This is a genomic window from Streptomyces sp. NPDC002676, assembly GCF_053592455.1.
The window spans coordinates 28,723-51,198 of record NZ_JBSFVT010000012.1; the positions used below are offsets into that span (position 1 = coordinate 28,723).

General features: G+C 72.0%; 21 protein-coding genes. 13 read left to right on the plus strand and 8 right to left on the minus strand.

Annotated features, from left to right (window positions below; translation table 11 throughout):
* Positions 1 to 20 precede the first annotated feature (20 nt).
* On the plus strand, positions 21 to 929 hold the full coding sequence (locus tag ACWD3E_RS28375; protein ID WP_451390402.1) for a GNAT family N-acetyltransferase: 909 nt from the start codon (positions 21 to 23) through the stop codon (positions 927 to 929).
* 92 nt (positions 930 to 1,021) lie between these two features.
* On the opposite strand, the gene ACWD3E_RS28380 is transcribed toward ACWD3E_RS28375, so the two are convergent.
* From ACWD3E_RS28380 to tgmA, 3 genes are read right to left on the minus strand one after another with little or no spacing between them, the layout of a single operon-like run.
* Entirely contained in the window at positions 1,022 to 1,909 is an 888-nt protein-coding gene (locus ACWD3E_RS28380; protein WP_451390403.1) for a Gfo/Idh/MocA family protein, read from the minus strand.
* Positions 1,910 to 1,962: 53 nt separating this feature from the next.
* The gene (tgmB, locus tag ACWD3E_RS28385; RefSeq protein ID WP_451390404.1) at positions 1,963 to 2,946 is read right to left on the minus strand and encodes an ATP-grasp ribosomal peptide maturase; all 984 of its coding nucleotides are present in this window, start codon (positions 2,944 to 2,946) and stop codon (positions 1,963 to 1,965) included.
* 18 nt (positions 2,947 to 2,964) lie between these two features.
* Positions 2,965 to 3,156 (minus strand): putative ATP-grasp-modified RiPP, encoded by a 192-nt coding sequence (gene tgmA, locus ACWD3E_RS28390; protein WP_020938095.1) that lies wholly within the window; start codon positions 3,154 to 3,156, stop codon positions 2,965 to 2,967.
* A 184-nt stretch (positions 3,157 to 3,340) separates the two neighbouring features.
* Here tgmA and ACWD3E_RS28395 point away from each other — a divergent pair, with 184 nt between their 5' ends.
* Together ACWD3E_RS28395 and tap are read left to right on the plus strand one after the other, a co-directional pair.
* Positions 3,341 to 3,727 (plus strand): hypothetical protein, encoded by a 387-nt coding sequence (locus ACWD3E_RS28395; protein WP_451390405.1) that lies wholly within the window; start codon positions 3,341 to 3,343, stop codon positions 3,725 to 3,727.
* A 16-nt stretch (positions 3,728 to 3,743) separates the two neighbouring features.
* Positions 3,744 to 5,852 carry a telomere-associated protein Tap gene (gene tap, locus ACWD3E_RS28400; RefSeq protein WP_451390406.1) on the plus strand — a complete coding sequence of 703 codons (2,109 nt, stop codon included), beginning with the start codon at positions 3,744 to 3,746 and terminating at the stop codon, positions 5,850 to 5,852.
* Positions 5,853 to 5,882: 30 nt separating this feature from the next.
* Here the strand turns inward: tap and ACWD3E_RS28405 are convergent, their stop codons facing one another.
* Complete coding sequence (locus tag ACWD3E_RS28405; RefSeq protein WP_451390407.1) at positions 5,883 to 6,749, minus strand: fructosamine kinase family protein; 867 nt, start codon at positions 6,747 to 6,749, stop codon at positions 5,883 to 5,885.
* Positions 6,750 to 6,938: 189 nt separating this feature from the next.
* On the opposite strand from ACWD3E_RS28405, the gene ACWD3E_RS28410 reads away from it, so the two are divergent.
* Both ACWD3E_RS28410 and ACWD3E_RS28415 read left to right on the plus strand, forming a co-directional pair.
* Positions 6,939 to 7,649: a tRNA-dependent cyclodipeptide synthase gene (locus ACWD3E_RS28410; protein ID WP_451390408.1), complete on the plus strand. Its 711-nt coding sequence runs from the start codon at positions 6,939 to 6,941 to the stop codon at positions 7,647 to 7,649.
* Positions 7,646 to 8,854 carry a cytochrome P450 gene (locus ACWD3E_RS28415; protein ID WP_451390409.1) on the plus strand — a complete coding sequence of 403 codons (1,209 nt, stop codon included), beginning with the start codon at positions 7,646 to 7,648 and terminating at the stop codon, positions 8,852 to 8,854. Before ACWD3E_RS28410 ends, ACWD3E_RS28415 begins: the two co-directional genes overlap by 4 nt.
* Positions 8,855 to 8,911: 57 nt before the next feature.
* Here ACWD3E_RS28415 and ACWD3E_RS28420 read toward each other — a convergent pair whose 3' ends face one another.
* Positions 8,912 to 9,787 carry an SCO6745 family protein gene (locus ACWD3E_RS28420; protein ID WP_451390410.1) on the minus strand — a complete coding sequence of 292 codons (876 nt, stop codon included), beginning with the start codon at positions 9,785 to 9,787 and terminating at the stop codon, positions 8,912 to 8,914.
* A 249-nt stretch (positions 9,788 to 10,036) separates the two neighbouring features.
* Here ACWD3E_RS28420 and ACWD3E_RS28425 point away from each other — a divergent pair, with 249 nt between their 5' ends.
* Both ACWD3E_RS28425 and ACWD3E_RS28430 read left to right on the plus strand, forming a co-directional pair.
* The gene (locus tag ACWD3E_RS28425) at positions 10,037 to 10,627 is read left to right on the plus strand and encodes a hypothetical protein (protein WP_451390411.1); all 591 of its coding nucleotides are present in this window, start codon (positions 10,037 to 10,039) and stop codon (positions 10,625 to 10,627) included.
* Positions 10,628 to 10,814: 187 nt separating this feature from the next.
* Positions 10,815 to 11,465 (plus strand): class F sortase, encoded by a 651-nt coding sequence (locus ACWD3E_RS28430; RefSeq protein ID WP_451390412.1) that lies wholly within the window; start codon positions 10,815 to 10,817, stop codon positions 11,463 to 11,465.
* A 112-nt stretch (positions 11,466 to 11,577) separates the two neighbouring features.
* On the opposite strand, the gene ACWD3E_RS28435 is transcribed toward ACWD3E_RS28430, so the two are convergent.
* Positions 11,578 to 11,928 (minus strand): winged helix-turn-helix transcriptional regulator, encoded by a 351-nt coding sequence (locus tag ACWD3E_RS28435; RefSeq protein ID WP_451390413.1) that lies wholly within the window; start codon positions 11,926 to 11,928, stop codon positions 11,578 to 11,580.
* Positions 11,929 to 12,012: 84 nt separating this feature from the next.
* On the opposite strand from ACWD3E_RS28435, the gene ACWD3E_RS28440 reads away from it, so the two are divergent.
* The 3 genes from ACWD3E_RS28440 to ACWD3E_RS28450 all read left to right on the plus strand — a co-directional run bounded on the left by ACWD3E_RS28440 (position 12,013) and on the right by ACWD3E_RS28450 (position 16,152).
* On the plus strand, positions 12,013 to 12,900 hold the full coding sequence (locus tag ACWD3E_RS28440; RefSeq protein WP_451390414.1) for an NAD(P)-dependent oxidoreductase: 888 nt from the start codon (positions 12,013 to 12,015) through the stop codon (positions 12,898 to 12,900).
* A 199-nt stretch (positions 12,901 to 13,099) separates the two neighbouring features.
* Complete coding sequence (locus ACWD3E_RS28445; protein WP_451390415.1) at positions 13,100 to 14,053, plus strand: LysR family transcriptional regulator; 954 nt, start codon at positions 13,100 to 13,102, stop codon at positions 14,051 to 14,053.
* 152 nt (positions 14,054 to 14,205) lie between these two features.
* Complete coding sequence (locus ACWD3E_RS28450; RefSeq protein ID WP_451390416.1) at positions 14,206 to 16,152, plus strand: collagenase; 1,947 nt, start codon at positions 14,206 to 14,208, stop codon at positions 16,150 to 16,152.
* Between the two features lie 87 nt (positions 16,153 to 16,239).
* Here the strand turns inward: ACWD3E_RS28450 and ACWD3E_RS28455 are convergent, their stop codons facing one another.
* Positions 16,240 to 17,685: a glyceraldehyde-3-phosphate dehydrogenase gene (locus tag ACWD3E_RS28455; protein WP_451390417.1), complete on the minus strand. Its 1,446-nt coding sequence runs from the start codon at positions 17,683 to 17,685 to the stop codon at positions 16,240 to 16,242.
* 266 nt (positions 17,686 to 17,951) lie between these two features.
* On the opposite strand from ACWD3E_RS28455, the gene ACWD3E_RS28460 reads away from it, so the two are divergent.
* The 3 genes from ACWD3E_RS28460 (at position 17,952) to ACWD3E_RS28470 (ending at position 21,248) form a co-directional block, all read left to right on the plus strand.
* On the plus strand, positions 17,952 to 19,160 hold the full coding sequence (locus tag ACWD3E_RS28460) for a hypothetical protein (RefSeq protein ID WP_451390418.1): 1,209 nt from the start codon (positions 17,952 to 17,954) through the stop codon (positions 19,158 to 19,160).
* A gap of 166 nt (positions 19,161 to 19,326) precedes the next feature.
* A complete protein-coding gene (locus tag ACWD3E_RS28465; RefSeq protein ID WP_451390419.1) occupies positions 19,327 to 20,157 on the plus strand; it encodes a PP2C family protein-serine/threonine phosphatase in 831 nt (276 codons plus the stop codon).
* A gap of 59 nt (positions 20,158 to 20,216) precedes the next feature.
* The gene (locus ACWD3E_RS28470) at positions 20,217 to 21,248 is read left to right on the plus strand and encodes an MASE1 domain-containing protein (RefSeq protein ID WP_451390420.1); all 1,032 of its coding nucleotides are present in this window, start codon (positions 20,217 to 20,219) and stop codon (positions 21,246 to 21,248) included.
* Between the two features lie 179 nt (positions 21,249 to 21,427).
* On the opposite strand, the gene ACWD3E_RS28475 is transcribed toward ACWD3E_RS28470, so the two are convergent.
* Entirely contained in the window at positions 21,428 to 22,336 is a 909-nt protein-coding gene (locus tag ACWD3E_RS28475) for an NADP-dependent oxidoreductase (protein WP_451390421.1), read from the minus strand.
* Positions 22,337 to 22,476: the final 140 nt, after the last annotated feature.

Below are 22,476 nucleotides of genomic sequence, written 5' to 3' on the forward strand. Positions count from 1 at the left end.
TTCGCATCCCGGAGGATTCCTTGACCGCTGTGATCATCCGCACGCTCGACGAGAGCAGTGCACACCTGTTCGACGCCCTGCCTGACCCGCTCGGCCTGGCCGATCGGCACCGCACCACCCGCTACCGCCCCGACTGGCAGCGCGTCGCCCTGCGCGACGGCCGGGTCGTCGCCCGGGCCGCCTGGTGGGCCCGGCCCGAGGACACCGAGCCTCTTCTGATCAACTGGTTCGACGTGGCCGAAGGCGAGGCCGACGCGGGAGCCGAGCTCCTGCGGACCGCGCCCTGGCAGGTCGGCGAACTCGAACTCGACCTTCCCGCCGGCTGGCGCGACACCCCGCACCTGCGAGCCGCCGCAGACGAGCGCACGGCCGCCGTGCGCATGGCCGGATACGAACCGCTGGTCGACCGCTTCCTCTACCGCTGGACCCCGGACCAGGGCCTGCCCGAGCGCCCCGCCCGCCTCGTCTACTCCGCCGAACCGGACGACGGCGTGTTCTTCGACGCCCTGCGCCGCATCCACTCCGTCACCCTGGACGCCCACGCGCTCCGAGCCATCGAACAGGGCGGAGTGGAGCAGGCGGCCCAGGAGGAGATCGACATCTTCCGGTGGTTCCCGTCACCGCGCGAGTGGTGGCAGACGGCCCGCACGCCCGAAGGCGACCTGGCCGGCATCCACATCCCCGCACGCAATCCGAGCGGGCCCTGCATCGGCTTCATCGGCGTCCTCCCGGAACACCGCGGCCACGGATACGCCTACGACCTGCTCGCCGAGTGCACCCACTTCCTGGCCGAACGGGGCGCCGAGTTCATCGCGGGCGCCACCGACCAGGGCAACTTCCCCATGGCCGCCCACTTCACCAAGACCGGCTACCCCGTCGTACGCGAACGCCGCAACTTCTGGGCGGCCGACGCTGTCCGCGCCGGGTGACACGCTGACGGTGCGGTGACCGACGGCCCCGGCTTCGCCGCCGTCCGGCACCGCTCCGCCCGCCGGCCGGCCCCCAGGCCGTCCGGCGAGCCCTATGCGGCGCCGCCGTTCAGCCGGGCCTGGGCCATCGCCAGGATCTCGGTGACGCGCAGGGCGAAGGCGGCGTCGCAGGGGTGGGGGCGGCCCGTGTCGGCGGCGGTCAGCAGGGCGTCCGTGGCGCGGGTGAGGGCGGCGACCGGGGCTTCGGTGCCCCTCGGCAGGAGGGCCACCCCGGACTCGCCCCGCAGCTCGACCTCCGCCCCGGCCGCCGCCGGAGGGGCCGTCAGGCTCAGGGTCAGCGTGCTCGACGCGCCGGTGGCGTGGTCGAGGACCAGGTGCACGGTGTCCGCGGGGCCGTGCGCCGCCGCCATGACCTGCCGTACGTCGCCGAGGACCGGCAGCAGCACGGACAGGGCGTGCGGGCCCACGTCCCACAGCGCGCCCTTCTCCCGCCGCCACGGCGAGGCCGCGAACGGGCTGTCGCTCGTGAACACCGCGCCGAGCCACTGCGCCCGTGCGGTGAACCAGCCTCCCAGGGAAGCCTGTTCCGCCATCCAGGCCTCCGGCTCCTGCTGGAAGCGCGTCGTGAAGAACACGACCGACGTCACCCCGGCCCGGTCCACCGCCTCCACCACCGCCCGCCCCTCGGCGACCCCCAGTGCCAGTGGCTTGTCCAGCAGCAGATGGCGGCCCGCCCGTGCCGCCCGCACCGCCAACTCGGCCTGCACGGAAGGCGGCAGCGCCACCGCCACCGCGTCCACGTCGGCCAGCAGGGCGTCCACCTCGTCGTACGCCCGCACCCCGTACTGCGCGGCCAGCGCGGTCGCCGCGTCCGGCCGACGGCCCCACACCCCAGCAAAGTCCAGGCCGGGGTGTCCGGCGAGCGCCGGGGCGTAGGCCGCCTGGGCCCACGGGCCGGTTCCCAGCAGTCCGATCCGCATGTCGCGTTCCCTCCTCCGAGCCGTTCCCCGCTCGCTCAACGCCCGCTGCACCCTCAAGATGCCGTGCCCGGGCCGCCGTCGGCACCGATGCCCGCCGGATCCCCCTCCTTCGCAAGCCACTTGGCGATGGTCGCCGCGATCGGCTGACCGGTGTCCATCTCGACGAAGCCGAACTGGCCCGACTGGTTGCACTCCAGGAACCACCAGATCCCGTCGGCATCCTCCGCGAAGTCGAAGGCGCCGTAGGCCAGTTCGGCGCCCCGCAGGTAGCGCAGGACGCCTTCGGCGACGCGCGGGGCCACGTCGACGGGGTGCCAGGGGGAGACCGACCGGGCGAACCGGACGTCCACCTCGTCGGGGCCGGCGTCCGGGTCGGCCGGCTTGCGCGCGGCCAGCAGCGTGTCGCCGACGACGGTGAGCCGGATGTCGGCCCGCTTCACGATGCGTCGCTGCAGCAGGGTCGGGCCGTAGGCGACCGCGGCGAAGTCGGCGTCCGGAGCGACCCGGCTGGTCGGTACCGCCCGCGGCGGCTCCTGCGGATGGGCTCCGGAGACCGGCTTGACCACCAGGTCCGGGAAGCGTTCCGTGAACTCCCGGGCTGCCTGCGGGAACGTCGTGATGAGCGTGGCCGGCACCGGGAGTCCGCTGCGCTGCGCGAGACGCAGCTGCCAGGGCTTGTGGCGGGCGCGCTGGGCGGCGTCCGGATGGTTCATCCAGCGTGCGTCCGTGCAGCGCAGCATGCCGTACAGGGCCTGCGCCGACTCCTCGGTCAGCCAGGCCGACGGCTGCGCGGCACGGGCGGCCGGGTCGCCCGGCCTGCGCACCCAGATCGAGCGCAGGCCGTTCATGCTCACCAGGCGCCCGCCGACGGACAGGTGTCCACCGCAGGCGCCCTGCACGTACTCGCCGGACAGCGCCACCCCATTGGTGAGGTCGGCGGGGTTCAGGCGGACCACGGGCACGCCGGTCTCGGTCAGCCGGAGGACCACCATGTCCGCCGTCACATCTTCTTCACTCGTCAGGATGAGCACGGTCATCTGTCGTACGTCCGAAGTTCAGTCGTCGAAGTGCGTCTTGGAGCCGGCCGTCGACGTCGTCGTGCCCAGCGCTCTCAAGGTCGCGTGGTCGGTGGCCGCGATCCGCCCGTCCGGGAGGACGTTCAACTGCAGTCCGGAGTCGTACGCGTACGGAGTGGTGACGTCCAACTGCACAGCGGGCCGCGCGTAGTTGAGCGTGAACGGTTGCATGGTCTCTCCCTGATTCGGCTTTCACGTCCTTATACGAATCGAACGAGTGGTTGGTTTCCTTACACTGCGTGATCAGCGTGCGAGAGGGTGCCAAGAAGGTCTTGTGGAGAGGGTAAGGAGAATGTGCCGGAACAAGGAAACAACAAAACGTTGGGCCGTTGGCGGGCCGGGATAGCATGCCCGCATGGCACATGACACGCACGATGTGGCCCGGTCCCGGCTGGCCGCCCTCACGGCGGGACCCGCCGTCGACAGTGCCCCGGCGCACCGGGTCGCCGAGGACGCGGCACTCCTCGGCCGGCTGCTGGCGGCGACCGGCCGGCCTCGGGCCGACGCCGGCAATGTGCCGCAGATCACGCCCGACGACATCGGTGCGGCCCTCAGCCTCTTCGACGGACTGCGGCTCCAACTGGACCGGCTGGAGAGCCAGGTGGTGATGGAGGCGCGCCGCCGCGGTATGGACTGGCGGCAGATCGCCCAGCACCAGGGGCTGAACTCCTCCCAGGCCGCCTCGCAGCGCCACCAGCGGCTGACGACCCGGCTCGAAGAGATCCGCCAGGGCGTCAGGTAGAAAGACGGTTGTGGAAATGACGGACCAGCCCGACGAGCTGTTCGCGGCGGTGGACTCCCTGCTCGCCGCCGTCGACGGCGGCACCGTGCTGCCCGCCCCGGCGGAGCGGACCCGCCTGCGCGAGGCGGCCGGCCTGACCCAGGCCGCCGTCGCACAGGCCCTCGGCGTACGCGTCCCCAGCATCCAGGCCTGGGAAGCGGGCCGCGCCGAACCGAAGGACGACCGCAGAGAGGCCTACCGCCGCCTCCTCGACGGCCTGGCGACCCGCTACCCGGCACCGCCCACCGTCCCCGCAGCACCGGCGGAGCCGACGGCGGGTACGACGCATGCGCCCGTACCCGACGCCCGCCCGGCCGCGCGCCCTGCCTCCCGCACCGCCGCCCCCTCCCGCCCCGCTGCCAGGAAGTCCGCCCCCGGCACGGCCCGTACGGCGGCCCAGGGCGGCGACCCCCGCTTCGCGCACGGGCCGCTCGCCGTCGTCGACGTCGATGACGACGGCCGGGTGAGCGCGTACTGCGTGGGCGGTCTGGTGCTCGACGTGCCCGCCAAGTCGCTGCCCGCGCTGGTGGAATGGACACTCGCGGAGGCACGGCTCGGGCAGTCCAGGCTGCACCGGTCGGGCAAGGACGCCGACCCCCTGGTCGTCCTGACGGAATCTGCGTGCGTGCGCTACGGGCTGCCGCCGCGGCTGACCGACGAGGAGCGGCTGGCCGGACGTATCGCGGACACGCACACGGTGGTCCGGCAGGTGCAGAAGGCCGACTGGCAGCTCACCAGGCGCGGCTTCGGACCGTGGGCCCGGATCTACCGCCCCGCCGAGGGCGGCCGGCGCAACTGTGTCCAGCTGTGCCTGCCGTCCTGGCACGCCCTGGACGCCCGGTACTGGGGCGACGCGGCCACGCTGCCGCCCGCCGAACTCGCCCGCGTCCTCGGCGTCTACGCCACCCGCGTGCTCACCCCGCGCGGTTCCACCGCCGTCACCGGCCTGGAGCTGATGACCGCGCTGCATCCGCCGACCCGCGCCGCGAAGGACGAGCACGGCCAGTGGGTCTCCGCGCCGAACCCCGGCGCCCTGGCCGAGGCCGTCGACTGCGCGCCCTGCGAGGCCCCGGACGGGCACCCGCTCCTCGCCCACCTGCCCCGCTTCCACCAGCGCACCCCCAGCGAGATGCTCTTCGAGGAGGCGTACGACTGGGCCCGGCCGCTGACCGACGAGGAGTGCATGCAGCCGTACCTGGTCGGCATCGACGTCAACATGGCGTTCGCGGCAGCCGCCAACCGCACGGTCGTCGGCCTCGGCGCCCCGCGGCACGTGCACAACCCGGACTTCGACCCCGGGCTGCCCGGCTCCTGGCTCGTGGACCTCTCCCACATCCGCCTCGACCCCCGGCTGCCGAGCCCCTTCACCCCGCACGGCGAGCCGCCCGAGGGCCCCGCCTGGTACGCGACGCCCACCGTCGCGTACGCGCTCGAACTCGGCTACCAGGTCGCCCCGTTGGAGGCGTACGTCCGCCCCGAGCACGGCCCGTACCTGGACGCCTGGTACACCAGGCTCCGCGACGCCTACATCGCCACCATGGCCGACCTCGGTGTCACCACCGGCATGGCGCCCGAGGACTTCCTGTCCGCGATGGCCGGGCACAAGAGCAGCGACCCGCACCTCGCGCTCGTCCTCGCGGCGATCAAGGCCACCGTCAAGGGCGGCATCGGCAAGCTGCGCGAGCGGGCCCGCTCCGGCTGGCGGCCCGGCGAGCGCTGGGCGGCACTGGACCGGCCGACCTGGCGCCCCGACATCCGGGCGGCCGTCATCTCCACGGCCCGGGTCAACATGCACCGCAAGATGCTGAACCTGGCCCGCGCCACCGGCCAGTACCCGGTCGCGGTGCTCTCCGACTGCGCGGTGTACGCCTCCGCCGGCCCGACCCCGCTCGACTTCCTGCCGTACCGGGACGGCAAGCCGCTGCCCGGCGGCTTCCGGATCGGCGTGAGCCCCGGCATGGTCAAGCACGAGGGCACGCAGAGCGTCCTGTGGGCGGAGGGGCTGCGCGAGGAGCACGGCGACCACCTCAACCTGGCCCGCTACATCAAGTCCGGGCAGATCACCGCCCCGGACGAGGGGGAGTAGCCCGCCCCGCGGCTCCTCGGCCCCTTCGGCTCACTGGGCGAGTGCTCCGCAGGCCGCCGCGAGGGTCTGTTCGACGTAACCGCGGCCGAACAGCACCACGTGCACCAGCAGCGGGAAGAGCTGGTGCAGTCCGACCCGCTGCCGCCAGCCGTCGGCGGGCGGGGAGACCTCCTGGTACCCGGCCAGCACCCGCTCCAGCTGCGGGCAGCCGAAGAGCTGGAGCATCGCCAGGTCCGTCTCCCGGTGCCCGCCGTGCGCGGCCGGGTCGATCAGCTGGACCTCGCCGTCGGCGCCCCACAGCACGTTGCCGTTCCACAGGTCGCCGTGCAGCCGCGCGGGCGGCTCGGCGGGCCCGGCGAGGTCCGGGAGCCGCTCGCAGACCCGCTCGACGGGGGCGGCCTCGCCCGCGCCGAGGGTGCCCGCGTCGACCGCCGCCCGCAGATACGGCAGCACGCGGTGCTCGGCGTACCAGCGCGGCCACTCCCCGTCCGGGACGTTGCGCATGGGGGCGAGGCCGATGTACGCGTCCTCGGGTCCGCCGGGCGGCGGCGCCCCGAACGCGGGTGCACCGGCGGCGTGCAGCGCGGCCAGCGCCTGGCCGAAACGCAGCGCTGCCTCGGGGCCGGGACGCCCGGTCGGGACCCGCTCGGTCACCATCCAGCGCTCGTCGTGGCCGAGCACCTCCGGCACCCGCACCGCGCCCGCCCCGCCCAGCCACCGCAGCCCCGCCACCTCCGCGCCTACGGCGCCGGGGGCGTGACCACGCTTGACCATCACGACCGTCCCGCCGTCCAGCGTGACTTCGGCGGGCGACCCGGACGGCCTTCGCGCACCGGTGACCCGGCGTCCGGTGAGCCGGGCCGCCGCCCTTGCCGGATCCTCGTCTCGGTTGACCACGGCCCCAGGTTACGACCCGCAATCAAGTACCCCTCCTCGGTACTTCGACGTTTGCTACGACTGTTTTCGGTCAATCCCCGGCAGTTACTACCCGTGTTGATCCGGTACGGCTAGCGTGAGCGGCGCCGCGTCGCCACACCAGGGGCACAGGGCCCCGCCGGGACTAGCGTGCGGCGGAGGGTTTTCCCCTTGACCACAGCATCCGTGCTGATGGCCGACGTCTTCGAAGTCCAGCCCTACACCTCCCACTGCGAGGTCATTCTCGGCGAGGGTGCACACGCCGTGATCGGTGTGTCCCCGGGCAACAGCTACTTCTCCGCCCAGCGCCTGCACGACCTCGCCCGCTGGGGACTGGACCACTTCGACAGGGTCGACTTCGTCTACACCGACCTGTATGTGACCGAGATGTACGAGGCCTGCGGTTACCCGCCGGACGACGCCCGCCGCAAAGCCGTGAAGAACCTGCGCGGCGTGCGGGCCAAGGTCCGTGACGCCGTGTCGGCGGCCGACCCGGACGGCACCCGGTCCGACTGGCAGCCGATGTCCGCCTTCCGTACCAACCCCGCCTACCAGGACATCCACCGGCAGCTGACCGGCCGCCTGCACTCCGACGCCGAGTTCCGCGCCGTCTGCGACGCCCTGGTCGGCCGGTTCCTGCACGCCCGCGGCGAGGAGGCGACCGAGCGGCAGCGCGCCGTGTGCCTGGAGTACGTGTGCGCCGAGGCCCCGCTGTTCCTCGACACCCCCGCCATCCTCCAGGTGCCCTCCTCGCTCAACTGCTACCACCAACTGCTGCCGATGGCCGAGCTGTTGTACTCCCGCGGCGCCGGCCTGCGCGCCTCCCGCAACCAGGGCCATGCCATCGTCACCCCCGTCGCCCTGGAAGGAGCCGCGGCATGACCACCGCCCCCGACATCCGCACCGAAGCGCCGCTGCCGGCCTTCCCGTTCTCCTGGGACGGCACCCGGGTGCCCGCCGAGGTCGAGGCGTTGCGCGCCGCCACCCCCGTACGGCGCGTGCGGACCATCGCCGGCGACGAGGCCTGGCTCGTGTCGTCGTACGAGCTGTGCGCACAGGTGCTGAAGGACGACCGGTTCTCGCTCAAGGACACCTCCGCCCCCGGCGTGCCCCGGCAGTACGCGCTCACGATCCCGCCCGAGGTCGTGAACAACATGGGCAACATCACCGGGGCCGGGCTGCGCCGGGCGGTGATGCGGGCGCTCAACCCGAAGGCGCCGGGGCTCCTGGGCCGGCTGCGCGAGGAGGCCCACCGCCTGGTGGACCGGCTGGTGGCCGAGGGGCCCACGGCCGACCTGCGCGGCGCGTTCTGTGAGCCGTACTCGGCGGGCATGCACTGCCGCATCCTCGGCATCCCGCAGACCGAGGCGCCGGGGTTCCTGCGCAGCCTCGACATCGCCTTCATGAACGCGCCCTGCCCGATCACGGGCGCGAAGATCAACTGGGACCGGGACCTCGCCCGGATGACGACCCTGCTCGACGACCCCGCCACCCACGGGCTCATGGGCGAACTCGCCGCCCTGCGCGAGGACCCCGACTACGCCCACCTGACCGACGAGATGCTGGCCACCGTCGGCGTCACCATGTTCGGCGCCGGGACCATCTCCACCTCGGGCTTCCTCTCCATGGCCCTGGTCTACCTGCTCACCCACCCCGTTGCCCGCGACCTCCTGCGGGACCGCCCCGACCTGATCGGCCCGGGCGTGGAGGAACTGCTGCGGGTGAACCTCTCCATCGGCGACGCCCTGCCCCGCCTCGCCCTGGACGACGTCCGGCTCGGCGAGGTCCAGGTGCGCCGCGGCGACCTCGTGCTGGTCCTGGTGGAGGGCGCGAACCTCGACCCGGAGAAGTTCCCCGACCCGGACCGCTTCGACGTCCACCGCGAGAACACCGCCGATCACCTCTCCTTCGGCGGCGGGGCCCACTACTGCCCCGCGACCGCGCTGGGCCGGGCGCACGCCGGGATCGCCCTGGAGGTCCTCCTCGACCGGCTGCCGGATCTCGCGCTCGCCGTGCCGCCCGGACAACTCCTCTGGCGCACCGGCTTCATGAAGCGCATCCCCGAACGGCTGCCGGTGACCTGGTAGGCGTACGGCCTCCCCGGCCCGGTACCCCGGGCGGGGGACGCCGGCGTGCGACGGCCGTCAGCCGCCGGTGGCGTACGACCGGGTCACCCCGACGGGATTGCCCGGGTGCAGCAGCCCCGAGTCCTCGACGGCACGGGCCAGCGGCTCCAGCAGCCCGGCGAGCCGCGAGGCGCGGTCGGCGCCCAGGGCGGTCCACGGCCGCTCGGCCGCCGCGTCGGTCAGCGCCTCGACGTCCGCGCGCAGGGCCGCCCCGGACGGGGTGGGCGAGCCGTCCTGCGCGAGGAGGCCGTCCGCGCGCAGCCGGGCCGCGGCGGCGTCCCAGTCCGTCTGCTCCAGCTTCCGGGTCTCCCGCAGGAACGCCGCGTCGGACTCCCCGGCCGCCGCCTTGAGGACCATGGCCTCGACCGGTCCGAGCCCCCGGCTCACCAGCGCCGCGATGTGCCCGTCACCGCGGTGCTCCCGTAGCGTCGTCGTCGCCTGCCACAGCCGTGCGGCGGGCCGCTCCGGTCGGTCCAGCGCCTGGTTCGCGCCGCCCAGCACCCGGCCGGGCACATCGGCCGCTGCCGCCGCCTCCCAGGCGAGGTCCGCCGCCTCCGCGAACTCCGCGGAGCCCACGACGTCCGGACCGACGAGGCGGGTCATCGCCGCGTCCATGGCCTCGGACCGGGCCGTCAGCACGTCCGTCGGAGCGGCGTACGCCCAGGCGTCCGGCAGCGCACGCGTCACCCGCGAGGGGTCGAAGACGTAGAAACAGCTCGTCACGACGGACGGGCCGACCGCGCCGAGCGGCGCGGCGCGCAGCGCGAAGTACCCCATCCAGTAGCCGCGCAGCCCGAGCGCGTCCGCCGCCGCGCGCGCCTCCGGCGCGAAGTACACGAGATCGTGCACCGGCTCGTACCGCTCCCACATGGCTCGCGCGATCCCGTCCGCCACTGCTTCCTCCCACCTCATCGGCCTGCCGTGCTCTCGGGACCAGCCTGCGTTATGACGGCGGTCATAACAAGGCCTTCAGGGCGGGCGGATCATCGGGCAGGCGCTGGGGCAGATGGGTGGTGCAGTGACCCGGCTGGGTGGCACCGAATGGTGCACAGCACGTCACTCACTGACGGTGGTTCATGTCGGGGTCGGTCTGACCAGCTGATGAGGTATCCGCTGACCGGCCACGGCGGAAGGACACCAGATATGCGTTCTGCCCGCATGCTCCTGGCCACCGCGGCAGCCGCCGCCGCCGCCCTCGCCTTCGCCACACCAGGTGCCGCGTTCGCGGTGCCCGCGGGCGACAACGGCGGCCGTGACGACTCCTCGCACAGCCGGGACCAAAACGGCAATCACGACAAAGGCAACAAAGGCGACAAGGGCTCCGGCGAGGACCGTGACAGCGACCGTGACGAGGGTTCCGGCGGGGACCGCGACAGCGGCAGCGGGCGCGACGAGCCGCGTGGCGGCATACACACGGGTGGCGGTGCCCTCGCCATGGTGAAGGGCGACGACTCGGGCTCCGACCGCGGCGACAGCCGGTTCGACCCCGAGAGCTACCGGGACAAGAGCCAGGACAGCGGTCGCGACAACAACAGCGGTCGTGACAACAACAGCGGTCGTGACAACAACAACGACGGGGGCGAGGACCGCGACGAGCCACGTGGCGGTATGCACACCGGCGGCGGCGCCCTCGCCACGCCGGGCGTCTCCGCGGGTGGGCTGGCCGTGCTGGCCGTGGGCGCCACCGGCGCCTACGCGCTGCGCCGCCGCAAGGCCGGCGACCCGGCCTCCTGACCGGCTGCCGCGATTCAGGGGCTGCGGGGGCTGCCGGCGAGCGCACCACGTCGGCGGCCCGCATCCCCTGCGGCCCGGAGCCCGTACCGGCGACTCGGGCGCCCGTCGGCGCGCGACTCCCGATCCCGGTGGCTCGATCTCCTGCCGTGATCCCCCGTGCTGCCGTGCCCGAGTGAGGTGGTGTCCGATGGCAGCAACTCCCTCCTCCCCGACCCCCGCCGCACCGGCGCCGGACGAGCCGGGCACCCGCTCCGGCGGGCGGCTGACGATGTGGGGCGTGGCCGCCGTCCTCCTCGCCGTCGGCGTCCTCGGCGGCCACCACGGGGCGAACTTCACCACGGACGCGTCCGCGGGCCAGGCCGACCCGCACCAGGTCGGCAAGGCGCTGCCCAGGTCCGCGCCCACCCGGCTGGTCATCCCGAAGATCTCCGTGAACGCCCCCTTCGCCGCCCTGACCATCAACGCCTCGGGCCAGCTCCAGCCGCCGCCCGCGGGCAACACCAACCTCGTCGGCTGGTACTCCGACGGCGCCTCGCCCGGCGAGGCGGGCACCTCGATCATCGCCGGGCACATCGACACGAAGACCTCCGCGGCCGTCTTCGCCAACCTCGACGAACTGAAGCGCGGCGACCGGTTCTCCGTCGAGCGGGCCGACGGGCGCCGGGCGGACTTCGTCGTGGACAGCACCCAGACCTTCGCGAAGGACGACTTCCCCAGCAAGCGCGTGTACGCCGACACACGCCGCCCCGAGGCCCGGCTGATCACCTGCGCGGGGGACTACGACCACTCCGCCAAGGACTACACCGAGAACCTGGTGGTCTTCGCTCACCTCGTGTGAGCCGAGTACCCACTTTTTTGTGCGTACTTGGCAGCCCGGGCCGGGCGGGGGAGGCTGTTTCCCGAGGTCAGGGGCTGCCGGAGAACGGACGGGAGGTGACAGCCGCGGCGCGTCAGGAGGCCGCTTCGCGCTCGCGGAGCCGCTCCAGACGGCGGTGGCCCCACGCGGACAAGGGGTCCAGTGCCTCGGCCAGGTCACGGCCGAACGCGGTCAGCGAGTACACGGTCTTCGGCGGCAGTACGTCGTGCACCTCCCGGTGCACCAGGCCGTTCTCCTCCATCTCGCGCAGCGCCTGGGTCAGCACCTTCTCGCTCAGCCCCGGCAGCCGGCGGCGCAGCTCGCCGGGCCGGTGCGGGCCGGACTCCAGCAGCCACAGCAGCGACGTCTTCCACTTGCCGTCGATCACGGCGATCGCGGCGGTCACTCCGCAGACGTTCGGATCCTGGGCACGGCTGCGCGTCATGGTCGTCCTCTTCGGTTGTCCACCGGCCGTCCGGCCGTATTTCTCTGTTTTCTCTTTTTCCTTACTGACTACGGGAGTTGCAACATGTCCACGTCGCCGAATCTTCCTGCCGTCACGGTGCTCGGTCTCGGCCCGATGGGCCGCGCGCTCGCCGGCGCGTTCCTGAAGGCGGGCCTGCGGACCACGGTGTGGAACCGTACGCCCGGCAAGGACCGGGAGCTGACCGAACAGGGCGCCTACGCTGCCGGCTCGGCCGAAGAAGCCGTGTCCGCGGCGGAGTTGGTCGTCGTCTGCGTGGTGAACTACGCCGCTTCCGACGCGATCCTGCGCCGTGACGAGGTCACCCGCGCGCTGAAGGGCCGTACCGTCGTGAACCTCACCGCCGACACCCCGAAGTGCGCCCGGGACACCGCCGACTGGGCGGCGGCCCACGGCATCGGCTACCTGGACGGAGCCATCATGACCCCGGCCCCCAGCATCGGCACACCCGAGGCCGTCTTCCTGCACAGCGGTCCGCGCGACCTCTACGAGGCGCACCGGGCGGTGCTGGAGGCGCTGGGCGGGACGCACACCCACCTGGGGGAGGACGCCGGGCGGGCCGCCGCCTTCGACATCGCGCTGCTCGACATCTTCTGGACCGCGATGGCGGGCTACGCGCACGCCGTGGCGATCGCCCGGGCCGAGGGCGTCACCGCCCGCGAGCTGGCGCCCTTCGCCCAGGGCATCGGCGCGATCCTGCCGCCGCTCTTCGCGACCTTCGCGGAGGACGCCGACAGCGGCAGCTACTCCGGGGAGATCAACCCCATCACCTCGGCGGCCTCCACCATGGCCCATGTCGTCGAGGTCTCGGAGGCGCACGGCATCGACGCGGGCGTGATGCGTGCCGTGGAGGGCATGGCCCGCCGGGTCATCGGCCTCGGCCACGGCACGGACGGGTTCATCCGGGTCGCCGAGGTGATCAGCCGCCACTGAGGCGACGGGGGGACCTACTCCCGCACACACCGTGACCAGCCGGTTTCTGGCGGGCCCGCGACTTGTGTCGGCGGCGGACACAATGGAACGCTTCGATCCGCCGGTCGCGACCACGGCCGGCAGTGGCTGTGAGCACCGGTTTCGCCAAGGGCGCACCCTCGCCCGGGACCGGTCGTGGGACGAGCGGGGGAGTGGACCGATGGAACTGGAGCTGCGGCATCTGCGGGTGCTGTGCGCGATCGCCGATGCGGGCAGTGTGGGCCGTGCCGCCACGCAGCTCGGGTACTCGCAGCCCGCCGTGAGTACCCAGCTCCGGCGCATCGAGCGCCATCTGGGCGAGCCGCTCTTCGAACGCGGCACGAGCGGGGTGCGGCCGACACCCTACGGCGCCGAGGTCGTCGCGCAGGCCAGGGACGTCCTGGCCCGCGCCGACGCCATCGGGCACCGGCCGGCCGCACCCCGAGCCCGCCGGACCCTGCGGGTGGCCGCGACCAACTCGCCCATACTCTCCGGCACGGTGTCCCGCGTCCGCACCCGGCTGCCGGAGCTGTCCCTCGCGGTGAACAGCGTCTACGCCTCCTCGCGGATCGTGGAGCTGCTGGAGGAGGGCACGGTGGACGCGGCCATCGCCGCCGACTACCCGGGCATGGAGCTGCGGCACTCGGCCGCCGTGAAACACCGCGGGATCGTCACCGAGCCGACCTTCGTCGCCCTGCCCTCCCGGCACCGGCTGCGCCAGTTTGCCCAGGTGCAGCTGGCGGACCTGGCCGAGGACGCGTGGTTCGTGACCCCGGACGACGGTGCCGGCTGGCCGGGGGTGTTCTACGACGCCTGCGCCGCGGCCGGGTTCACGCCGGTCACGGTCCACGAGTTCCTCGGCGACCAGACCCAGCTGCAGAGCATGATCGCCGACGGTTTCGGGGTGTCCCTCGTGCAGCCGACGCTGCGCCCGATCCCGCACATCGTGGTCAAACCGCTCGCCGGCTCCCCGCTGTGGTGCCGGTACGTACTGGCCTGGCGGCCCGACACCGTCACCGACGACGTGGTGGAGTCCCTCTTCCAGTCGGCCACCGCGGCCTACCGCGACCTCGTCGCACAGGCACCACACCTGCGGAACTGGGCCTCGCGCACCTGGAACGTGGCCGGGGCGTAACGCCGTCAACTCCCGGTATACGCCAAGGTGTTATGGCCAGCCAATGCCATGTGCTATGTCACACGACATTGTTGGCCGGGGTGACTCGCTGAGACAGTGCCTCACACGCCTCAACACCCCACAGGGGCGCATCCATCAGTGGAGGATTCCCGATGCGCTATCGCTTCGCGCTGCCCAGACGCGTGGCCGGTGCCGCCGCCGTCTGTGTCACCGTGGCCGGCCTGCTGTCGACGCCCGCGCTGGCGGCACCCCAGGCCCACACCGGCCCGGAGGCTGCCACGCCGCGCAGTAACGTCTCGGTGCCGTCGCCCACCGGCGCGCCCACCACCGTCACCGAGCAGCCCGCGGCCCAGACTCACCAGCTCAGCCCCGCTCAACTCCCGCCGCAACAGCCACTGTCGGCGCACACCCACAAGAGCGCGCAACCGCGCCACGGGGCCACGGCAAAGGCGGCGTCCTGCACCCCGGACGACTTCGGCAGTCGTACCGGATCCGCCCTCGTCTACTTCGTGAAGTCCTCGACCCCGGACTGCGTCAACACCCTCTTCTCGGTCACCGGCAAGAATGCGCACGACATCTTCCGGCAGTCCCAGATGCTGTCCGTCGCGAACGCGTACACACGCACGGCCGGGCGGTACCAGGGCAACAACTCCGGCAGCCCGCTGCAACTCGTGCTGTTCCTGCGCGCGGGCTACTACGTGCAGTTCAACCACCCCAGCGACGTGGGGTCGTACACCTCGCGCCTGACCACCGCCGTCACGGGCGGCCTGGACACCTTCTTCGCCAGCACCCACTCCCAGGACGTGACGGCCGCGAACGGTGACATCCTCGGCGAGACCGTCATCCTCACCGACAGCGCCGACCAGCAGGGCCGCTATCTCTCCGTCTACCGGCGGCTGCTCGACGGCTACAACAGCTCATACGACACCGTCGACAGCATGGTCCGGGCCGTCAACGACGTCTACACGCCGTTGTGGCGCGGCAACTGGAACCCGGCGTACGTGCAGGCGGTCGCGGCCGACCCGCGCATCATCGGCACGCTGCACGACTTCGCGCTCGCCAACACCGGCCGGCTCGGCACCAACCTGGCCTTCCTGGACTCCAACGCCGGGCAGAACCTGGCCCGTTACGTCGAGCACCCGGAACTGCGGGAAACCATCCGGCCGTTGACCAAGGACGTGCTGGACCGGACGGCGATGACCGGACCCACGGCCGGACTGTGGGTCGCCGTGGCCACGCAGGCGAGCTACTACGACAGCGCCGACTGCGCGTACTACGACGTCTGTGACCTGCCCGGCAAGCTCACCAAGGCCGTTCTGCCGATCACCCACCCGTGCGACGCGAACATCAGCATCCGCGCCCAGGCGCTCACCGCCGCCGACCTCGACGCCGCCTGCGCCAGCGTGCTGCACCAGGACGCCTACTTCCGCTCCCTGGTGAAGGCCGACGGCGCGATACCCGGCCAGTACGTCTCGACCCTCCAGCTCGTCGTCTACGCCAGCCGTGCCGACTACCAGACCTACGCGGGCGCGATGTACGGCATCAGCACCGACAACGGCGGCATGACCCTGGACGGCAACCCCTCGGACCCGGCCAACCAGCCGATGTCGATCATGTACCAGAAGAACTACGACGACGGTTTCACGGCCCGGATCTGGAACCTGAACCACGAGTACACGCACTTCCTCGACGGCCGTGACGACATGAAGGGCGATTTCGGCCGGCAGATCTCGGTGCCGGACATCTGGTGGATCGAGGGCGTCGCCGAGTACGTCTCCTACGGCTACCGGGGCCTCGCCGACGACCAGGCGATCCAGGAGGCCGGCAAGCACACGTACCGGCTGAGCACCCTGTTCCAGAGCACGTACGACAACAGCGACGTGGTCCGCACCTACCCGTGGGGCTACCTCGCCGTGCGCTACATGGCCGAGCGGCACCCCGACGACCTCCAGCGCATGCTGGCCCGCTTCCGCACCGGTGACTACGCCGGCGGGTACGCCGTCTACAACGACGGCATCGGCACCCGCTACGACGCCGACTTCGACCAGTGGCTCACGGCGTGTGCCGCGGGCGCCTGCGCCACGCCCACGAAGGCCTGACCGCACGCGTCCCGGCAGCACGACGGCCGCCGACCGGAACCCCGGTCGGCGGCCGTACGCCTGGCCGTATGCCTACAGCGACACCCGTCAGACGGCGGTCGCCGGGTAGGTCGGGTACTCGACGCCCGAGACGTACTGGACGACGCGGACGACCTGGCAGGAGTAGCCGAACTCGTTGTCGTACCAGAGGTAGAGGATCGCGTTGTCGCCGTCGACCTTGAGCGCGCCGGCGTCCACGATCGAGGCGTGGCGCGAGCCGATGAAGTCGCTGGAGACCGCGTCGGGCGCCGTGGTGAAGTCGATCTGGCGCTTGAGCGGCGAGGTCAGCGACACCTCACGCAGGTAGTCGTGGACCTCCTCGCGGGTGGTCTCGCGGGCCAGCTGCAGGTTGAGGATCGCGATCGAGACGTCCGGCACGGGGACACGGATCGAGCTGCCGCTGATCTTCGCCTTGAGGTCGGGCAGCGCCTTGGCGACGGCGGAGGCGGCACCGGTCTCGGTGATGACCATGTTGAGCGGCGCGGAGCGGCCACGGCGCTCGGACTTGTGGTAGTTGTCCAGCAGGTTCTGGTCGTTGGTGAACGAGTGGACGGTCTCCACGTGGCCGCGCAGCACGCCGTACTCGTCGTCCATCGCCTTCAGCGGCGGGACGATCGCGTTGGTGGTGCAGGAGGCGCAGGACAGGATCTGCTCGTCCGGCTTGATCGTGTCGTGGTTGACGCCGTGCACGATGTTCGGGACGTCGCCCTTGCCCGGCGCGGTCAGGACGACCTTCTCGATGCCGGGGCGCAGGTGCTTGGACAGGCCCTCGCGGTCGCGCCACTTGCCGGTGTTGTCGATGAGGATGGCGTCCCGGATGCCGTACTCGGTGTAGTCCACGGACGTCGGGTCGTCGGCGTAGATCACCTTGATCGCGTTGCCGTTGGCGACGATCGTGTTGGTGTCCTCGTCCACGGTGATGGTGCCGTTGAACTGGCCGTGGATGGAGTCGCGGCGCAGCAGCGAGGCGCGCTTGACGATGTCCTGTTCTCCGCCGCCGCGCACGACGATGGCGCGCAGGCGCAGTCCGTTGCCGGAGCCGGCCTTCTCGATCAGCAGGCGGGCGACGAGCCGGCCGATGCGGCCGAAGCCGTAGAGGACGACATCGCGCGGCTCGCGGCGGTCGATCTTGTTGGCGCCGGTGGCACCCGCGACGGCCTCGGCGGTGAACTCCGCCACGCTCAGGCCGCGGTCGTCGGCCTGGTACATCGTGGCCAGCATGCCGAGGTCGATCTGGGAGGGCCCGAGGTCGAGCGCGGTCAGCGCCTGAAGGAACGGCATGGTCTCGGTGACCGACAGCTCCTCGCCGGCGATCTGCCGGGCGAACCGGTGCGTCTTCAGGATGCTGACCACCGACTTGTTCACCAAGGAGCGGCTGTGCAGCAGGACGGTCACGTCCCGCTCGCGGTGCAGCTTCCCGATGAGCGGGATCATCGACTCCGCGATCTCCTCGCGGGTCTTCCAGTTGGTGAACGAGTCGTCGTTGACAGTCACAGATCTATCTTTCGAGCTAGGCAGCGCTCATATGGTAACCACACCCTACGGCGGCCCTTCATGAGGCTCCTCACAGGGGTGCCGGGTGTGGTGATTGGTCCGCATTCGGCGCCGAGTTCGGCACCCGGTTCGGAACCTGGTTCGACACCCGGTTCGGTGTCCAATTCGCACCCTTTCTTCGAGCAATTCCTGAATCAGGGTGGAAGAGCGTAAGAAACCCGGGTCGCCGATTGCGTGCCCGTACGCGTTGTGATCAAGGTCGTGGGGTGAGCACGTCCTCTGTACCCAGGCCCGAGCGGGCCGCCCCCACCAGTTCCCTCGACCGCCCGACCCGGCCCTTGGCCGCCCGGCACCGCATCCCGCCCGGCGCCCTGCCGGCCCTCGCCCTGTTCGCGGCCGTCCGGCTCGCCGGGCTCCTCGCCGTGGTCATCACCAACCACCTCGCCGGACACCCGCTGGTCAAGAGCCTCGCCCACTCCTGGGACTCCCGCTGGTACCTGCACATCGCGACCCACGGCTACGGCCACCTCATCCTGATCACCCCAAAGGGCGCCGTCCAGACCGACTGGGCGTTCTTTCCGCTCTACCCAGGGCTCATCCGCGCCCTGACCCTGCTGCTGCCGCTCACCCCCGGACAGGCCGCGATGCTCATCACCTGGGCCGCGGCGGGTGTGGCGGCCCTTGGGATCTACGCCATCGGCCACCTGCTGTACGGGCGGGGCGTCGCCACCGCGCTGGTCGCCCTGTGGGCCGTCCAGCCGCACGCCATCGAGCTGACCATCGCCTACACCGAGTCGCTGTTCGCCGCGCTCGCCGTCTGGTCCCTGTACTACGTGCTCAAGGGTCGCTGGCTGTGGGCGGGCTCGCTGGGCGCGCTGGCGGGCCTCGCCCGGCCGACCGGCTTCGCCGTCGCGGTCGCGGTGGGTGTCGCCGCCGTGCACGAGGCGCTGCGCCGACGCGGCCGGGTCCCGGTGACCCTGTGGATCGGGGCCCTGCTCGCGCCGCTGGGCTGGCTCGGCTATGTGCTGTGGGTCGGGCACCGGACCGGCGACCTGGTCGGCGGCTACTTCAAGGTGCAGGGCGCCTGGGACTCGCGCTTCGACTTCGGCGCCGGTTCCCTGCGCTTCCTGCGGGCGCTGCTCCTGCACGGCGGCGGCTTCGTCTATCCCGCGGCCCTGGCGATCGTCGCGGCCGGCATCCTGCTGTTCGTGCTGCTCTGCCTGGACCGCGCCCCGCTGGTCCTGGTCGTCTTCGCCGGAGTCCTGATCCTGCTCGTGGTCGGCGGCTCCGGTTCGTTCTCGTCCAAGCCGCGCTTCCTGCTGCCGGTCTTCCCGCTGCTGATCCCGCCCGCGCGCGCCCTGACCCACACCTTCCGGGCACGGCCGGCCCAGGTACTCATCGTCGGAGCCGCGCTGACCGTCGTCTCCCTGCTGTTCGGGGCCTATGTGACGGTGGTGGCCCACTCCCCGCTGTGAGCCGGGCGCTCGTTTCCGGTGGCGTACGCCTTGCGGGTGACGGCCGGGTACATCGACCCTCCGGCCGTCCCTGAGGCAGGATCGTCTTATAACGGTAAAATCTAGGCGTTTGCCTGGAAATCCAGGTGGTCGCCAGAAACGGCGATCGCCCCGCCGGAAGTGATCGATGCCCCGCAAGCGCTCCACGGACCAAGGCGACGAGCTGCTGGCCAGACTCGGGTCGCTCACCGCCCAGGCACGCGAGCGCGCGGAGCTGCAGCGCACCCAGGTCGAGCTGGCCATCGCCCTGCAGCGCGGCATGCTGCCCCGGGACCTGCCCGCCGTCCCCGGCCTGCACCTGGCCGTCCGCTACGCGCCCGCCTGCTACGGCCTCAACGTGGGCGGCGACTGGTACGACGCCTTCCCCCTGCCCGACGGGCGCATCGGGCTGACCATCGGCGACGTACAGGGCCACAACATCGAGGCCGCCGCCTTCATGGGCCAGGTCAGGGCCGGACTGCGCGCGCTCGCCTCCGTCACCGGCGAGCCGGGGGAACTCCTCGGCCGCACCAACGACCTGCTGCTCTCCCTGGGCAGCGAGCTCTTCGCCACCTGCACCTTCATGCGGATCGACCCCGCCACGGGCCATCTGGAGAGCGCGCGGGCCGGGCACATCCCCTTCGTCTGGGCCACGGCCGACGGCAAGTCCGGCGTCGTCGACGACGAAGGCGGACCGCCGCTCGGCATCCAGCACGGTGTGCAGTACCCGGTCACCCGGCACCGGCTCACCACTGGCGGAATGTTCGTGATGCTCACCGACGGCGTGGTGGAGGGGCCCTCGCTGAGCATCGAGGAGGGGCTCGACCACGTGGTGCGGCTCGCGGGCATCGCCGCCGTCGCCGGCCTGGAGCCGCAGTCACTGGCCGCCGCAGTGATCAAGGGCGCGGAGCGAGTGGGCCACGAGGACGACGCCGCCGTGCTCGTCGTGGGCCTCGACGAGCCCGGCGTTCAGTCATAGGGCCGGACGGGGCGCCGCTCGCCTCGCCGCCGTCCGGCCTTCGGTGTCGAATTGCTGCTGTGGTGGGTATCCAGGAACTGCGCCGGCCGGGCGGCTACGCCGTCCAGGTACTGGCCGTCGCGGCCTGCTACTACGGGGCCGGCCGGCTCGGACTGCTGCGCCGCCTCACCGTCGAGGGCGCGGTCGTCACCCCCATCTGGCCGCCGACCGGCGTCGCCGTCGCCGCCCTGCTGATCCTGGGGCTGCGCTGCTGGCCCGGCATCACGCTCGGCGCGTTCCTCGTCGTCTGGTCCATCAACACCCCCCACGTCGATGTGATCGGCATCCTCGTCGGCAACACCGTCGCGCCGCTGTGCGCTGTACTGCTGCTGCGCCGCGCCCACTTCCGCACCGACCTCAGCCGGCTGCGGGACGGCCTCGCCCTGGTCTTCCTCGGCGCCCTGGCCGCAACGACGATCAGCTCGACCGCCGGCGTCGGACTGCTCCTCGCCGCCGACAAGCTGCCCGCGCACAGTTTCTGGCCGGTCTGGCTGGCCTGGTGGGTGGGCGACGCGATGGGCGTCCTGATCGTCACCCCGTTCCTGCTCCTTCTGAACCGGGCCCGCTGGCCCCCGCCGTGGCGCCGCTGGAAGGAGGCGACCGCGCTGACCATGGTCGCCTGCTTCCTCGTACCGCTGGCCGTCTACAGCTCGCTCAGCTTGCTCTTCCTCGTGTACCCGCTGATCATCTGGGCCGCCCTGCGCTTCGAACTGGTGGGCAGCACGCTCTGCGCGCTGGTGACATCGGTGCTGGCCACCGTCGCCGCGACGGACGGCGTCGGGGCTTTCACGGAGCTGACCCGGATCGAGATCATGGCGAAACTCCAGGCCTTCAACGGCGCCATGGCGCTGACCGCGCTGCTGCTGTCCGCCGTGATCACCGAACAGCGCAACACCCGGCGCTCGGTGGAACAGGCCTGCCAGGAGCTGGTCGAGGTGCTGGAGCACCTCACCACGGGCGACGCCCCGCCGCCGCTCGAACAGCGCCCGGACACCGGCGACCGGCCCCGGCCCACCGGGCCGGGCGGACCCGTCCCGGACCAGCCGGCGTAGGCGGGAAGAGGGCGGGGCCTCGTACCCCTCGAACGCGGCGGTCAGGTCTGCGTCCGCCGAAAGCGGCGGTGCGGTGGACGCTTCGGCTGGGCCCGCAGCCGGTCTGGGAATGTCCCGGCTGCGGCCCGGGGCCGCCTCACCCGCCCGCACGGGGGTACGGCGAGGCGGAGGCTTCGGGATCAGGGAAGGAGGACGACCTTGCCCTCGTTGCGGCGTGCTTCGATGTCGGCGTGGGCCTGCGCGGCCTCCGCCAGGGGGTAGGCCCGCCACACCGGGACGTCGATCTTGCCGGCGGCGATCAGGCCGGCCAGTTCCGGAAGTGCCTCGGGGAACCGGTCGGCCGGGTCCATTCCGGTAAAGCGCACCCCGTGCTGGGCGAAGGACGGGTCCGCGATGGTGATGATCCGCCCGGGGTCGCCGACCAGGGCGACGGACTCGGCGAGCACGCCCGCACCGGAGGCGTCGAACACGAAGTCCACCCCGCCCGGAGTCGCGGCCTTCACGCGCTCCACCCAGCCCTCGCCGTAGCGGACGGCGGTGGCGCCGAGGCCGCTGACGCGCTCGATGTCCTGCTCGGCGACGGTGCCGACCACGGCGATACCGCGCGCGGCGGCCAGCTGCACCGCGATGGTGCCGACACTTCCGCCCGCACCATGGACCAGCAGCGTCTGCCCCGGCTGCACGCCGAGGTGCTTGAGCGCCCGGTAGGCAGCCTCACCGACCGTGACCATCGCGGCCGTGGTCTCGAACGACAGCTGCTTGGGCTTGGCGAACGGCCGGTCCAGCAGCGCGTACTCGCTGTAGCCGCCGACCGAGGCGACGCCGAAGACCTCGTCGCCGACCGCGAAGCTCGCACCCTCGCCGACCTCGTCGACCACACCGGCGACGTCCCAGCCCGGGACCATCGGGAACTCGACGGGGAAGACGCCCTGCATCATCCCCGCACGGATCCGCACGTCGATCGGGTTCACAGCACTCGCCCGCACGCGGACGCGGACCTGGCCCGGACCAGGCTCCGGCGTCGGGACCTCCGACAGCGTCAGCACGCCGGGCGCGCCGTACTCGGAGAAAGTGATCGCAGTGGACATCAGGAACTCCCGGAAGAAAGGAAACGGACACACCCTGAATCATTCAGTGCGTGTGATTACCCTTCCGGTGTATCACACAGTGCGTGTGATTAATGAAGCCCGGCAGCTGTGGCACTCATCACACGTGACGTATGATTCTT

Coding starts and splice junctions, on each gene's coding strand:
- ACWD3E_RS28430 (WP_451390412.1), top strand. CDS start 10,815: ATGGCAGCAACTCCCTCCTCCCCGACCCCCGCCGCACCGGCGCCGGAC.
- ACWD3E_RS28395 (WP_451390405.1), top strand. CDS start 3,341: ATGGCACATGACACGCACGATGTGGCCCGGTCCCGGCTGGCCGCCCTC.
- ACWD3E_RS28475 (WP_451390421.1), bottom strand. CDS start 22,336: ATGTCCACTGCGATCACTTTCTCCGAGTACGGCGCGCCCGGCGTGCTG.
- tap (WP_451390406.1), top strand. CDS start 3,744: ATGACGGACCAGCCCGACGAGCTGTTCGCGGCGGTGGACTCCCTGCTC.
- tgmB (WP_451390404.1), bottom strand. CDS start 2,946: ATGACCGTGCTCATCCTGACGAGTGAAGAAGATGTGACGGCGGACATG.
- tgmA (WP_020938095.1), bottom strand. CDS start 3,156: ATGCAACCGTTCACGCTCAACTACGCGCGGCCCGCTGTGCAGTTGGAC.
- ACWD3E_RS28465 (WP_451390419.1), top strand. CDS start 19,327: ATGCCCCGCAAGCGCTCCACGGACCAAGGCGACGAGCTGCTGGCCAGA.
- ACWD3E_RS28415 (WP_451390409.1), top strand. CDS start 7,646: ATGACCACCGCCCCCGACATCCGCACCGAAGCGCCGCTGCCGGCCTTC.
- ACWD3E_RS28425 (WP_451390411.1), top strand. CDS start 10,037: ATGCGTTCTGCCCGCATGCTCCTGGCCACCGCGGCAGCCGCCGCCGCC.
- ACWD3E_RS28435 (WP_451390413.1), bottom strand. CDS start 11,928: ATGACGCGCAGCCGTGCCCAGGATCCGAACGTCTGCGGAGTGACCGCC.
- ACWD3E_RS28450 (WP_451390416.1), top strand. CDS start 14,206: ATGCGCTATCGCTTCGCGCTGCCCAGACGCGTGGCCGGTGCCGCCGCC.
- ACWD3E_RS28380 (WP_451390403.1), bottom strand. CDS start 1,909: ATGCGGATCGGACTGCTGGGAACCGGCCCGTGGGCCCAGGCGGCCTAC.
- ACWD3E_RS28440 (WP_451390414.1), top strand. CDS start 12,013: ATGTCCACGTCGCCGAATCTTCCTGCCGTCACGGTGCTCGGTCTCGGC.
- ACWD3E_RS28445 (WP_451390415.1), top strand. CDS start 13,100: ATGGAACTGGAGCTGCGGCATCTGCGGGTGCTGTGCGCGATCGCCGAT.